Raw genomic sequence first — 13,907 nt, forward strand, 5'->3', positions numbered from 1 at the left:
TACGCCTCACCGGCGCGGGAGCGGTCGCCGCGGACGTCAGGGGAGATCGGCGCCCTGGCCGCCCTGGTGACCTTGGTCGCCCGCGTCCTGGTCTTGACCGCCTGCCTCTTGGTCCTGACCGGCCCCTTCCTCGGAGCCCTGGCCCTGGTCGCCCGGGTCCTGATCTCCCTGACCCTGTTCACCTTGACCCTGGTCCTCCTCACCGGCACCGCCCTGGTCCTGGCCCTCCTGGCCGCCCTGGCCCGGGGGCTGCTCGGCGTCGCCGATGGTGGCGCCGACCGCGGCGAGGGCGGTGGTCACCGGCTGGAAGAAGGTCTCGCCACCGGCGTCGCAGTCGCCGCTGCCCCCGGAGGTGAGGCCGATGGCGTCCCCGTCCCGGGTGAAGAGCGAGCCGCCGCTGTCGCCGGGCTCGGCGCAGACGTCGGTCTGGATCAGGCCGGTGACCGTGCCCTCGGGGTAGTTGACGGTGGCGTTCAGCCCGGTGACCTGGCCGTCCCGGAGGCCGGTGGTGCTGCCCATCCGGAACACCTGCTGGCCGACCGCGGCCTCGGCGGTTCCCTTGATGGCCAGCCGCTGCCCGTCGCCGAGGTCCACCTCGTCGGGCGCCTCGGCGGCCGGGTCGTCGTAGGTGACCAGCCCGAAGTCGCCCTCACCCGGGAAGACGGACTCCTGGGCCGAGCCGAGGACGGCGCCGTTCCCGTCGGACCACTGCTGGGCGGCGACCGTGCAGTGCCCGGCGGTGAGGAAGCCGCGGGCGCCGTCCGAGGTGGTCACGTTGAAGCCGAGCGAGCAGCGGGCGCCGCCGCCGAAGATGGCGTCCCCGCCGTCGGCGAAGGGCCGGAACTCGCCCTTGGACCTGCGGATCTCGGCCACGCCCTCGCCGAGCCCCCGGACGGTGGACTCCAGCCGGTCCCAGCGGGCGCCGGTGACCGTGCGGTCGGCGGTGACCAGCACCTGGTTGGTGCGCGGGTCGACGGCCCAGGCGGTGCCGGGGACCCCCGCCTCGGCCGACAGGGTGCGGGTGGCGCCGGCCAGCGCGGCCACCCCGTTCCGTACCGTCTTCGCGACGGCCCCGGCCGCCTCGACGCGTTCGGCGAGGGCGCGGTCCTCACCGGCCACGTTGACCACCAGCCGGCGGGTGCCGGCGTCGTAGTAGGCGCCACCGTAGGAGTCGCCGAGGGAGCCGGCGAGCTGCTTGGCCGTCTGCGCGGCCGAGGCCGCGGTCATGGTCCGGACGGTCGGCCGGTCGTCGTCCTGGCCGGACTGGGAGGCGTTCGCCTGGGGCAGCAGGATCGCCGCCGCGGCGATTCCCACCGCTCCCGCACCCGCCAGTACCGCTTTCCGCTTGGGTATCCGCCTGTGACTCAACTCCACCGCTCCTGACGCTGGTTCGGACTCCGGTCGCCGACGGCTTCCGGGGGACGCGTCCGCTCTCAGGTACGGGCGGGGCGGGCGGCGTGTTCAGCCGGTGCGGGAGTGATCGGCTCGGTGCGCGGGCCGGCGCGTCGCCGGGGCGTATCTCGATGAGTACACATGGGTACGGAATGGTAAAAATATGTCATGAGTGGACGGAGCGGACGTTCCGGGCACGCCCTTCTCGGGGTGCGCACCGTGGCCGGTCAGGTGCTCCTGCTCCAGGTGGCGGTAGCCGTCCTGCTGATCGCCGCGGCGGTGACGGCGGTGGTGTGGCAGACCCGCGCCGACGGCGAGGACGACGCCCGCAACCGCTCGCTGGCCGCGGCCGAGGCGTTCGCGGACGCTCCCGGGACGGCGGCGGCGCTCACCTCGCCGGATCCGGGCACCGCGCTGCAGTCCTCGGTGGAGCGGGCCACCCGGGACACCGGGGTGGACTTCGTCACCGTGCACGCCCCGGACGGGGTGCGGTACGCGGACGCCGACCGCGCGCTGGTGGGGCGGCGCGCCGAGGGGCTGGACGGGGCGGTCGGGCGGCCGGCGTACACGGAGATCTTCACCGGCTCGCCGAACGACGCGGCCCGGGCGGTGGTGCCGGTCACCGGCCCGGACGGACGGGTGGTCGGCCTGGTCACCGCGGGGGTGACCATCGCCAGCGTCGGGGACGCGGTGGACCGGCACCTGCCGGTGCTGCTCGGGTCCGCGGCGGCGGCGCTCGCCCTGGCGGTGGGCAGCTCGCTGCTGGTGAGCCGGCGGCTGGGCCGGCAGACCCGGGGGCTGGGCCCGGCCGAGATGACCCGGATGTACGAGCACCATGACGCGGTGCTGCACGCGGTGCGCGAGGGGGTGCTGATCATCGGCGGGGACGGCCGGCTGACGCTGGCCAACGACGAGGCCCGCCGGCTGCTGGACCTGCCGGCCCGCCCGGAGGGCCGCAAGGTCTCCTCGCTCGGGCTGGACCAGGGCACCGCCGAACTGCTCTCCTCGGGCCGGATCGTCACCGACGAGGTGCTGCTCGCCGGTGACCGGCTGCTGGCGGTGAACACCCGGCGGACGGCGCCGTACGGCACGGCCGGCGGCACCGTCGCCACCCTGCGGGACACCACCGAGCTGCGGGCCCTGTCCGGGGTGGCCGAGGGGGCGCGGGAGCGGCTTCAGCTGCTGTACGAGGCGGGGGTGCGGATCGGGACCACGCTGGATGTGGTGCGCACCGCCGAGGAGCTGGCGGAGGTGGCGGTGGGGCGGTTCGCCGACTTCGCCACGGTGGAGCTGCTGGACCCGGTGCTGCGCGGCGAGGAGCCGGCGGGCGAGCACACCGAGATGCGGCGGGCGGCGGTGCGCGGGGTGCGCGGGGACCATCCGCTGCAGCCGGTGGGCGATCTGGTGCGGTGCGCGCTGCCGACGACGCCGATGGCGGCCGCGCTGGCGACCGGGCACGCGGTGCTGGAGCCGGACCTCTCGCTGGCCGACGGCTGGCGGGCGCAGGATCCGGCGGGCGCGGACGCGGCGCTGGCGTACGGGGTCCATTCGCTGCTCGCGGTGCCGTTGCAGGCCCGCGGGGTGGTGCTGGGGATGGCGAACTTCTGGCGGTCGGAGCAGCCGGCGCCGTTCGAGGCGGAGGATCTGGCCTTCGCCGAGGAGCTGGCGGCGCGGGCCGCGGTGGCCATCGACAACGCGCGCCGCTACACCCGTGAGCACGCGATGGCGGTCACCCTCCAGCGCAGTCTGCTGCCGCACAGCCTGCCCGAGCAGGACGCGGTGGAGGTGGCGTACCGGTATCTGCCGGCGCAGGCGGGGGTGGGCGGTGACTGGTTCGACGTGATCCCGCTGCCCGGAGCGCGGGTGGCGCTGGTGGTCGGGGATGTGGTGGGGCACGGGCTGCACGCGGCGGCCACCATGGGGCGGCTGCGGACCGCGGTGCACAACTTCTCGGCGCTGGACCTGCCGCCGGACGAGCTGCTGGGCCATCTGGACGAGCTGGTGTCCCGGATCGACCAGGAGGAGGGCGGCGCGGGGGTGGCCGCGGTGACGGGTGCGACCTGTCTGTACGCGGTGTACGACCCGGTGTCCGGGCGGGCCTCGGTGGCGACCGCGGGGCACTTCGCGCCGCTGGTGGTGGAGCCGGACGGGGCGGTGCGCAGCCCGGAGGTGCCGGTGGCCCCGCCGCTGGGGCTGGGCGGTGCGCCGTACGAGACGGTGGAGCTGGAGCTGGCGGAGGGAAGCCGGCTGGTGCTGTACACCGGCGGGCTGGTCGAGCACCGGGAGCGGGATGTGGAGACCGGTCTGTCGATGCTGCGCTCGGCGCTCGGCGGCCGTCCGGAGCGTTCGCCGGAGGAGACCTGCCGGGCGGTGGTGGAGGCGCTGGTGCCCTCGCGGCGGCGGGACGACATCGCGCTGCTGGTGGCCCGTACCCGGCTGGTGGACCGGTCCCGGGTGGCGGACTTCGACGTGCCGCCGGATCCGGCCGCGGTGGGCGAGGTGCGGGCGGCCTGCGGGCGGCAGCTGGAGGCGTGGGGGCTGGCGGAGATCGGCTTCACCACCGAGCTGATGCTGAGCGAGCTGATCACCAACGCGATCCGCTACGGCTCGGCGCCGATCCATGTGCGGATGCTGTACGAGCGGTGGCTGACCTGCGAGGTGTCCGACGGCAGCAGCACCTCCCCGCATCTGCGGCGAGCCTCGGACACGGACGAGGGCGGGCGCGGGCTGTATCTGGTGTCCCAGTTCGCCCAGCGCTGGGGCACCCGCTACACCGCGCAGGGGAAGGTCATGTGGACCGAGCAGTCCCCCGCGGACGGTGACCGGCAGCCGGTGGACACCCTGCTGGACGACCTGGCCTGGTAGCCGGGGCCCGCTTGGGATACGCGCGCCGATCTGTCCCTTTTGACAGCTGGCGCCCCTTTGAGCCTTTAGATCCCTATGGGTCAAGTTAGGGAAACTTAGGCCGACTTATCCCACCGAGGGCGGACCCGTGATGTCCATCACCGCCCGGAAATGACATGCGCATTTCCGGAATTGATCCAATGCTTGCCCGGTAAACCATTTGACGGGCCGCCAGAAAAGGCCCGGAGATCCAATTCCGGGAATTCACCGACCACCGGCCGTGCGGCGGGAGATCGGCGCTTGTTCTGCCCCGATTCCCTCGCCTACGGTCACGCTCATTCCGGGTGGAACGCCGAATCCTGCCGCCGTCCGGACACGCATCCACTCACTCACACGCTCGGCAGGAGCGGGGGACCCAGGTAAGCGCCGGACCGCACAGCCGCGGAACGGCTTGGGGTGAAGTCGCGGAATTCCGCGGCCGGGCAACTCCAGCCCGAACCCGACAGCTCACCTCGCAGGCGCCGGAGAGGAAAGCACCATGCCCGCAACGGGTAAGCACCGCCGTGTCCGCAACAGCGCCCTGGCCCGCCGCGTCCTCGCGATCGGCACCGGTGGCGCCGCGCTCGCCCTGCCGGTGATCGGCGCGGCCACCGCCCACGCCGCTCCCGCCGCCGCCCCGGCCGCGGCCGTCGTCCAGGCGAAGACCGCCGCCCCCGCCGCCGCGAAGGCCGCGCCCGCCACGTACTCCGTGGTGCTCGGCGACACCCTGTCCAAAATCGCCCGCTCGCACGAGCTGGCCGGCGGCTGGAAGAGCCTGTACGAGGCCAACCGCGCCGCCGTCGGCGCCGACCCCTCGCTGATCCGCCCGGGCCTCAAGCTCAGCGTCGCCCAGGCCGCCGCCGCGCCCAAGCCCGAGGCCGTGCCGGCCGTCGCCAAGGCCGCCCCGGCCGCCGCCACGCCCGCCGCCGCCCCGGCCGTCGCCAAGACGGCGTACGCCGACAACCTGGACGGCTGGATCCGCGAGGCCCTGGACGTCATGGCGCGAAACGGCATCCCCGGCAGCTACGAGGGCATCCACCGCAACATCATGCGCGAGTCCTCCGGCAACCCGCTGGCCATCAACAACTGGGACGTCAACGCCGTCAACGGCACCCCGTCCAAGGGCCTGCTCCAGGTGATCGACCCGACCTTCCAGGCGTACCACGTGGCCGGCACCTCGACCGACAGCTACGACCCGGTCGCCAACATCGTCGCCGCCTGCAACTACGCGGCCGACCGCTACGGCTCCATCGACAACGTCAACGGCCCCTACTAGGCCGGTGGCAGGCGGCTCCCCGTGTCAGGCGGTACGGGGAGCGGCCGCCGTGACCATGCCGGACGGCCGGCCGACCCGGTGCGGCCGGCCGTCCGGCATATCGCTGACGGGCGGGCTCACTCGGGGCGCTCGGCCGTGACCAGCCAGGCGGTGGAGCGCAGCCGCAGCGGGCCGCCGTCCCCCTTCTCGTACCGGCGCAGCGCCCCGGCCAGCCGCCGGCCCGCCTCCTCGCGCGCCTCGGGCCCCACCTGCGACAGCAGATGCCGCCCCGGCCCCATCCCCAGCATGAACGCGGCCACCTCGTCGGCGTCGGCGCCCCACTCCCCGTACGCCTCCACCCGGTGGACACCGGGGTTGGCGTAGCCGCCGGCGGCGAGCACCGACCGGATCGCGGCGGGATCGGCCAGCGAGAACATCCCGGGCTTGCCCGCGGCCCCGAAGCCGCCCATGGGCACGATGTCCTTCAGCGAGGTGAGGGCGGCCAGCCACTCGTTCGCCTCGGGCTCCGCGGGGGCGACGAAGGCCAGCCGTCCGCCGGGGCGCAGCGCCCGCCCGACGTTGCCGAAGCCGGCCGCCGGATCGGCGAAGAAGGTCAGCCCGAAGCGGCTGATCGCCCGGTCGAAGGAGCCCGGCTCGAAGGGGTGCACCTGGGCGTCGCCGCGGATGAACTCCGCGTTCCGGATCCCCTCCCGCTCGGCGGTGGCGCGGGCCCGCTCCAGCATGGGGGCCGACAGGTCCAGGCCGGTGGCGCCGCCGGTCGCGGCGCGTTCGGCGGCGAGCCGGGTGGTGCGCCCGGAGCCGCAGCCGACGTCCAGCACCCTGTCTCCCGAACCGATCGCGGCGGCGTTGAGCAGCGGCGCGCAGTACCCCTCGTTGACCGCGTCCCAGCGGCCTTGGTGGCGGGCCCAGTGCTCGCCCTCGTAGCCGTTCCAGGCCTCGGCCTGCTCGGTGTTGGCGATCGGCGGCTCGGTCGGGGTCGGGTTCACGGCGGCACTCCTCGGGAGGGGGCGGGGCGGTGCCGGGCCCCGGTGGGGACGCGGCCCGGGCGGTACGGAGCGCCCGCCCGTGACGGCGGGTGCTCCGTACCGTGGTTACCCGGTGTCCGGCGCGACGGGCTGCGCCAAAGGGGTGCCGCGCGTCCGCTCCCGCCCTCCTTCGGCTCAGCCCTGCGGCACCCGGCGGCGCCGGAGCACGGGCCGGGAGGCGGCCGGGGCGGCCCCGGAGGCGGCCAGATGGGCGGCCAGGGCGGCCGGGGTGGGGTAGCGGAAGACCTCCCGCAGGGTGAGCTCCCGGCCCAGCTCGGCGCGGACCCGGTTGAGCAGCCGCACCGCCAACAGGGAGTGCCCGCCGGACCGGAAGAAGTTGTCGTCCGGCCCGACCGGCCGGCCGCCCAGCACCTCGGTGAAGACCGCCAGCAGCAGGGGCAGCGGCCCACCGGGGTCGTGGGCCGGCCCCTGACCCGGGGCGCCGGCCTCCCGAGGCTCCCGGCCGGGGGCGCCCTCGTCCGGTGCGGCGTCGGCGGCCGGGGCGGGGGTGCGCACGGTGGCCGGGACCGCGTACTCCGGCAGCCGGTCGGCCGCCCAGGCGCGCAGCCCGTCCTCGTCCACGTCTCCGGTGACCTCGGCGACCAGCCGCTCCCCCGCTGCCCGGACCTCGGCGGCGGTCACCCGGGGGTGGGCGGCGAGGACCCGCTCGACCTGGCCGATGTCGACCCGGTAGCCGCCGATCAGGGGGCGCTCGCCCCGGTGGCCGGGACCGGCCGGCAGGGTGGAGAGGCGGGCCGAGGGATCCGCCGCGAAGGCGGCCAGCGCACCGGTGAGCGCGGCCGTGAGCCGCCGGGCCCCCTCGGCCGTCCACAGGTCGGTGGCGTACTCCAGGACCCCGGCGAGACCGTCCCCCTCCCCCGCCTCGGTGAGCTGCTCGGTGAGGGCGAAGGTCAGATCGGACTTGGCGGTGGCCGAGCCGTACGGGAGGGTCCGGCCCGCGAGCGGATGGGCGCCGTCCCGATCCGGACCCGCCGGGGCGGCCCGGTGCACCTGGAGCATGATCTGCGCCAGCGGGTGGTGGGCGGCCGAGCGGTGCGGGTTCAGCCGCTCCACCAGCAGGTCGAAGGGGGTGTCCTGATGGGCGTAGGCGGCGAGGTCGGCCTCCCGGACCCGGGCCACCAGCTCGGTGAAGCGCGGGTCGCCCGAGGTGTCGGTGCGCAGCACCAGGGTGTTGACGAAGAAGCCGACCAGCCGGTCCAGCGCCTCGTCCTCCCGGCCGGCGACCGCCGTGCCGAGAGCGAGGTCGGTGCCCGCGCCCTGGCGGGTGAGGACGGCCGCCAGGGCGGCCTGGACGACCATGAAGAGGGTGGCGCCCGCCTCCCGGGCGATCCGGGCCAGGCCCCGGTGCACCGCGGCGGGCACCGCGAAGGGCAGCAGCGCTCCACGGCCGGAGGGCTCCGGCGGGCGGGGGTGGTCGGTGGGCAGGTCGGTCAACGGCGGAAGGCCGGCCAGCGCCGTCTCCCAGTGGCCCGGTCGGTCGAAGTCGGTGTCGAGTCGGGCGCGCTGCCAGAGGGTGTAGTCGGCGTACTGGACCGGCAGCGGCTCCCACTGCGGCGCCTGACCGGCCGCGCGGGCGGCATAGGCGTGGCCGAGGTCGTCCAGCAGCCGGCCGGTGGAGTGCCCGTCGGCCGCGATGTGGTGCAGGAGCACCACCAGGGTGTGCTGACCGGTGCTGTCCGTCGGGAGGAGGAGTGAGGCACGGAAGGGCAGTTCGCGGGTGAGGTCGAAGACATGGGCGGCTGCCTCGTCCACGGCGGCGGCGGTGTCGGTGGGGAAGGCCAGCTCCAACGGGGGCCGGGCGCCGGGGCGTACCTCCTGGTACGGCTCCCCGTCGGCGACCCCGTACACGGTGCGCAGCACCTCGTGGCGGTCGGCCACATCGGTGAGGGCGGCGGCCAGCAGCGCGGGGTCGAGCGGCCGGTCGAGCCGGCGGACCAGGGCGATGTTGTAAGCGGCCGAGGGTCCGGCCAGCTGGTCGGTGAACCAGAGCCGGCGCTGGGCGTAGGAGAGCGGTGCGCGGGCGGGGCGGCCGGGCACGGGGCGGAGCGGGAGCCGTGCCGCGGCCTCGCCTCCGGCGCCCGTCCCGGCTTCGGTGAGCCGGCGGTGCAGGGCGGCGGGGGTCGGGGCGAGGAACAGGTCGCGTACCCCGGTCTCGGCGCCCAGCACCGCGCGGACGCGGTTGACCAGCCGGCTGGCGAGCAGCGAATGGCCGCCGGAGCGGAAGAAGTTGTCCTGCGGCCCGATCCGGTCCCGGCCCAGCACCTGGGCGAAGAGGGCGCAGAGGATCTCCTCGCGGGGTGAGGGGGCCGTGAGGGGTGGTGCGGTGGGCCGCTCGGCGGGAGGCGCGGCAGCCGCCCGAAGCGCGTCGTGTCTGCGCCGGAGCTCGGCGGCCTCCTCCGCCGTCACCAGGTCCAGCGCGGCCAGCCGGGTGTCCGGCCGGGTGGCGAAGGCCTCCAGGGTCCGCAGATAGACGGTGAGCAGCAGCCGGGCGGTCCCGGCGTCGAACAGGTCCTCGGCGTAGGTGAGGTGGAGGTCCAGCCCGTCGGCGGTGGGGGCGCAGTGGAAGGAGAGGTCGAACTTGGCGGCGGCCAGGTCGGTGGAGGAGGCGGTGGCGGTGAGCGGTCCGAGGCGGACGGGGCCCGGGTCCGGTGCGCCGCCCACGGTCAGCATGGTCTGGAAGAACGGGTGTTCGCTGAGGCTTCTGCCGCCGTCCGGGTCGCCCAGCTGCTCCACCAGGGTGGCGAAGGGCAGGTCCTGGTGGTCGAAGGCGGCGAGGTCGGCGTCCCGGACCCGTTCGACCAGCTCGGCGGCGGTCGGGGCGCCGGAGAGGTCGGTGCGCAGGGCGAGGGAGTTGACGAAGCAGCCGACCAGGTCGTGCAGTGCCTGGTCGGGGCGGCCGGCGACCGGGGTGCCGATGGCGAGGTCGGTCCCGGCCCCGGTGGCACAGAGGGCCGCGGCGAGGGCCGCGTGGGCCACCATGAAGAGGGTGGCGCGGTGTTCGCGGGCCAGCGCGGTGAGCGCCCGCCGGGTGGTGGCGCCGGTGGTGGCGGTGACGGTGGCTCCCCGGCCGCTGGGCTCGGCCGGGCGGGGCCGGTCGAGGGGCAGCGCGGTCCGCGGCGGAAGTCCGGCGAGTGCGGTCCGCCAGTGGTCGAGCAGGGCGGTCGGGTCGGCGAGGAGTGTCCGCTGCCAGAGGGCGTAGTCGGCGTAGGAGACCGGGAGGGGGCCGGCGTCGGGCGCCCGGCCGGCGAGCCGGGCGGTGTAGGCGGCGCCCAGGTCCCTCAGCAGCGGGGCCAGCGACCAGCCGTCCACCGCGATGTGGTGGATCAGCAGCAGCAGGGTGGCGGTGCCGTCCCCCGGGAGGAAGAGGGTGGTGCGCAGGGGCGGTTCACCGGCCAGGGGCAGCGGGCGGCGGGTGCGGGCGGTCAGTTCGGCGTCCAGCCCGGCGGGGGTGGTGCGGACGGTCTCCAGGGTGGGCGTGAAGCCGGGGGCGATCCGCTGGTGCGGCTCGCCGTCCACCGACTCGTAGCAGGTACGCAGCACCGGGTGGCGGGCCGTGGTGTCGGCGAGCGCGGCGGTGAGCGCGTCCCGGTCGGGTATGCCGTCCAGCCGGAGCACGATCGGCGCGTGGTACGTGGCGGAGGGGCCGTCGATCCGGTCCTGGAGCCACAGGGCGCGCTGGGCCGCCGAGAGCGGCAGCCGTTCGGGGCGCTGTGCCGGCGGTACGGGGGCCAGCGGCGGCCGTGCGGGGGTGGCGGCGGCCGGCTCCCGGGTGGTGAGCCGGTGGTGCAGGGCGGCCGGGGTGGGGGCGAGGAACAGGTCGCGGATGGCCGCGTCCAGCCCGAGGGCGCCCCGGATGCGGTTGACCAGCCGCCCGGCGAGCAGCGAGTGCCCGCCGCTCTTGAAGAAGTTGCCGTCCGGGGCGAACTCCTCGCGGCCCAGCACCTCGGCGAAGAGTCCGCACAGGATCTCCCGGCGGGGGTCGGCCACATCCGCGCGGCCCCCGTCGTCCGGGGCGGGGGCGGCACGGGTCGCGGCACGTCGCGGCAGGGCGGCGGCCTCGGCGGGCGTGAGCAGTTCCAGTGAGCCGATCGGCCGCTCGGGTGCGGTGGCGAAGGCGCCCAGCGCCCGTACGTAGGCGGTCAGCAGCAGCCCGGCCGTCTCGGCGTCGAAGAGGTCCCGGGCGTAGCCGAGGGTGAGGTCCAGTCCGCCGGGTGCGCCGTCCTCGGTGGGGCGCTGGGCGCAGTACCAGGTCAGGTCGAACTTGGCGGCCGCCAGGTCGGCGTCGGCGAGGCGGGCGGTGAGGCCCCCGCCGAGGGCGATCGGGCCCGCCGGGGTGCCGGCGTCCACGGTCAGCATGGTCTGGAAGAAGGGGTGGTGGCCGAGGGCGCGTTCCGGGGCCAACCGCTCCACCAGCAGGTCGAAGGGGAGGTCCTGGTGCTCCAGGGCGGCGAGGTCGGCGTCCCGGACCCGTTCCAGCAGCGCGGCGGCCGTCGGGTCGCCGGAGGTGTCGGTGCGCAGGGGCAGGGAGTTGACGAAGAAGCCGACCAGGTCGTGCAGTTCGTCCTCGGGACGGCCGGCGACCGGGGTGCCGATCACCAGGTCGGTGCCCGCGCCGAGGGCGGTCAGGGTGGCGGCCAGCGCGGCGCGGGCGGCCATCGGCAGGGTGGCCCGGTGGGCGCGGGCCAGGGCGAGCAGTCCCCGGTGCTCCTCGGCGCCGAGGCGGGCGGTGAGGGTGCCGCCCCGGCCGGTGGGTTCGGCGGGGCGGGGCCGGTCGGTGGGCAGCGGCAGCAGCTCCGGAGCACCGGCCAACAGCTTTCGCCAGTACCCGAGTTGTTCGGCGGCCAGGCTCTCGGCGTCGTCGGGGTCGCCGAGCAGTTCCTGCTGCCAGAGCGCGTAGTCGGCGTAGGAGACCGGCAGCGGCTCGAACGCGGGCGCCCGGCCGTCCAGCCGGGCCCGGTAGGCGTGGGCGAGGTCGGCGAGCAGGGGGCGCAGCGACCCGCCGTCGGTGGCCGCGTGGTGGATCAGCAGCACCAGGGTGGCGGCGGAGCGGCCGTCGGTGAACAGGGCGGTATGGAAAGGCGGTTCGGTGGTGAGGTCGATCGGCCGGCGGGCCAGCTCGGTGACCCGCCGCTCGCGTTCGGCACGGTCGGCGCACTCGACCACGTCCAGTGCGGGCAGGGCGCCGGCCGGCAGCACCCGGCGCAGTGGTTCGGCGTCCGGACCGGCCGGCAGCACGGTGCGCAGCACCTCGTGCCGTTCGGCCACGTCGGTGAGGGCGGCCGCCAGTGCCGCGCGGTCCGGCACCCCGTCGAGGTGCAGCACCAGGGGCGCGTTGTAGGTGGCGGAGGGCCCGTGCAGGCGGCCCAGGAACCACAGGCGCCGCTGGGCGTACGACAACGGGGTGGTGGGTGCCATGGGATTCTCGTCCTCAGCGGTCCTGGGCCGCGATGAGCCCGTCGATGTGGATGGCGAGGTCACGCAGCCGGGGGTGGGCGTAGACGGCCTTGACCGGCAGGGCGACGCCCAGTTCGGCGCGGACCCGGGAGACCAGCTTGATCGCCAGCAGCGAGTGGCCGCCCAGCTTGAAGAAGTTGTCCTCCGGTCCGATGCGCGGGGCGTTCAGCACGGCCGCCCAGACACCGGCGATCAGCTGCTCGGAGCGGGTCAGCCCGCCTGCCGGGCCGTCGGCCGTGCCCGGCTCGGCCGGGGCGGGCCCAGGGGCGGGCAGGGCGGGCCCGGGGGCGGGCAGGGCGGCCCGGTCCAGCTTGCCGCCGACGGTGACCGGGAAGCGGTCCAGGGCGACCAGGGCGGCCGGGACCATATACGCGGGGAGAGCAGCGGCAAGCCGGGCGCGCAGGGCCTCGGGGGTGGCGTCACCGGCCCCCGGGGCGGGCCGGTAGTAGGCGACGATCCCGGGCGCCCCGTGGACGTCCTCCCGAAGTACGGCGACGGCCTCGGCGACCGGGGGCAGGGCGGCCAACGCGGCTTCGATCTCCGGCAGTTCGATGCGGTGGCCGCGCAGCTTGACCTGCCCGTCGGCCCGGCCGAGGTAGCCGAGCCGCCCGTCCGGCAGGGCCCGTACCAGATCGCCGGTGCGGTACATCCGGTCGCCGGGGACCGCGTCGGCGGCGCTGTCGGCGGTGAACCGCTCGGCGGTGAGGGCGGGCCGGTTGCGGTAGCCGCGCCCCACCCGGGGGCCCGCGAGATACAGCTCGCCGCTCTCGCCGGGCGGCACCGGGTTCAGCTTGTCGTCCAGCACCCGGGCCCGCAGCCCGGGCAGCGGGGTGCCGATATGCGGGGTGCCGGTGCCGTCGATCCAGCCGGCGGTGGCGTCGACCGTGCACTCGGTGGGCCCGTAGAGGTTGACCGCGCGGACCGTGCCGTCGGCGGTGCGCTCCCCGATCCGCCGCCAGAGGGCCGGGCTGATCGCCTCGCCGCCGACCAGCAGGGTGAGCGGGCGCGGCCCGGCCCCGGGAGACCCGGGGGCGCCGAGCAGGTCCAGCAGCGGGTCCGCGTGCGAGGGGGTCAGATCGAGGTCGGTCAGCCCCTGCTCGTCCACGAACCGGGCGAGCAGCGCGGGGTCGGCCCGGGTCTCCTCGTCGATCATCACCAGGGTGTCGCCGCGGCAGATCCGTACCCACTGCTGCACGGAGGCGTCGAAGGAGGGCGAGGCGTTCCAGCCCACCCGGCCACCGACCCCCGTCCCGTCCTCGCCTGCCACTATCCCGGTCCGCTCCAGCTCGGCCAGCAGGGCGGCGGCGGCCCCTCGGCCGATCTCCACGCCCTTGGGGCGGCCGGTGGAGCCGGAGGTGTAGAGGACATAGGCGAGGGTTCCGGGAGCCACCGGGACCGGGGCGTACGCGGCCGCCTCCGGCTCGCCGGCGGTCAGTTCGGCCACGGTGACCTGGTGGGCGGCGGTGACCGGTCCGGCGGTGACCACCAGGTCGGCTCCGGCGTCCTCCACCAGATAGCGGCGGCGCTCGGCGGGCAGCTTGGGGTCGACCGGGAGGTAGGCGGCACCGGCGGTGAGGGTGCCGATCAGGGCGGCCACCAGATCGGCGCCGCGCGGCAGGCAGAGGGCCACCACGCTCTCCGGCCCGATGCCGCGGGCGGTCAGCCGGGCCGCGATCCGCATGGCCTCGGCCCGCAGGGCGTCGAAGCTCAGCGTACGGTCCCGGGCGACCACGGCCCGGCGGTCGCCCGGGACGGCGGCCAGCCGCTCCAGCAGATCGGCGGCGGAGACGGGAGCGGGGGCGGAGGGGATGGCAGTGTCGGCGGCGGGGCGCTCGGGGAGGACGGCGGTCATCGGG

At 75.9% G+C, this 13,907-nt stretch carries 6 protein-coding genes and 1 riboswitch; of the genes, 2 read left to right on the forward strand and 4 right to left on the reverse strand.

What is annotated here, in order from left to right; genetic code table 11:
- Nucleotides 1–36 precede the first annotated feature (36 nt).
- Complete coding sequence (locus tag M1O15_RS15850; RefSeq protein WP_248634491.1) at nt 37–1,368, reverse strand: S1 family peptidase; 1,332 nt, start codon at nt 1,366–1,368, stop codon at nt 37–39.
- Between the two features lie 192 nt (nt 1,369–1,560).
- Between M1O15_RS15850 and M1O15_RS15855 the strand changes: the two genes are divergently transcribed.
- Complete coding sequence (locus M1O15_RS15855) at nt 1,561–4,257, forward strand: SpoIIE family protein phosphatase (RefSeq protein WP_248634492.1); 2,697 nt, start codon at nt 1,561–1,563, stop codon at nt 4,255–4,257.
- 351 nt (nt 4,258–4,608) lie between these two features.
- Nucleotides 4,609–4,772, forward strand: a riboswitch (cyclic di-AMP (ydaO/yuaA leader).
- 2 nt (nt 4,773–4,774) lie between these two features.
- Nucleotides 4,775–5,551 carry a transglycosylase SLT domain-containing protein gene (locus tag M1O15_RS15860; RefSeq protein WP_248634493.1) on the forward strand — a complete coding sequence of 259 codons (777 nt, stop codon included), beginning with the start codon at nt 4,775–4,777 and terminating at the stop codon, nt 5,549–5,551.
- Nucleotides 5,552–5,667: 116 nt separating this feature from the next.
- Here M1O15_RS15860 and M1O15_RS15865 read toward each other — a convergent pair whose 3' ends face one another.
- The 3 genes from M1O15_RS15865 to M1O15_RS15875 form a co-directional block, all read right to left on the reverse strand.
- Complete coding sequence (locus M1O15_RS15865; RefSeq protein WP_248634494.1) at nt 5,668–6,537, reverse strand: class I SAM-dependent methyltransferase; 870 nt, start codon at nt 6,535–6,537, stop codon at nt 5,668–5,670.
- Between the two features lie 174 nt (nt 6,538–6,711).
- Nucleotides 6,712–12,012, reverse strand: a complete 5,301-nt coding sequence (locus M1O15_RS15870) for a condensation domain-containing protein (protein ID WP_248634495.1) — start codon at nt 12,010–12,012, stop codon at nt 6,712–6,714.
- Between the two features lie 13 nt (nt 12,013–12,025).
- A complete protein-coding gene (locus tag M1O15_RS15875; protein WP_248634496.1) occupies nt 12,026–13,903 on the reverse strand; it encodes a non-ribosomal peptide synthetase in 1,878 nt (625 codons plus the stop codon).
- Between the last annotated feature and the right edge of the window lie 4 nt (nt 13,904–13,907).

The sequence above is a fragment of the Streptomyces lichenis genome (assembly GCF_023218175.1).
GTDB classification, from domain to species: domain Bacteria; phylum Actinomycetota; class Actinomycetes; order Streptomycetales; family Streptomycetaceae; genus Streptomyces; species Streptomyces lichenis.

Excerpts from the sequence above, each read along its gene's own strand:
- M1O15_RS15855 (WP_248634492.1), top strand. The coding sequence starts at position 1,561 with ATGAGTGGACGGAGCGGACGTTCCGGGCACGCCCTTCTCGGGGTGCGC.
- M1O15_RS15860 (WP_248634493.1), top strand. The coding sequence starts at position 4,775 with ATGCCCGCAACGGGTAAGCACCGCCGTGTCCGCAACAGCGCCCTGGCC.
- M1O15_RS15870 (WP_248634495.1), bottom strand. The coding sequence starts at position 12,012 with ATGGCACCCACCACCCCGTTGTCGTACGCCCAGCGGCGCCTGTGGTTC.
- M1O15_RS15875 (WP_248634496.1), bottom strand. The coding sequence starts at position 13,903 with ATGACCGCCGTCCTCCCCGAGCGCCCCGCCGCCGACACTGCCATCCCC.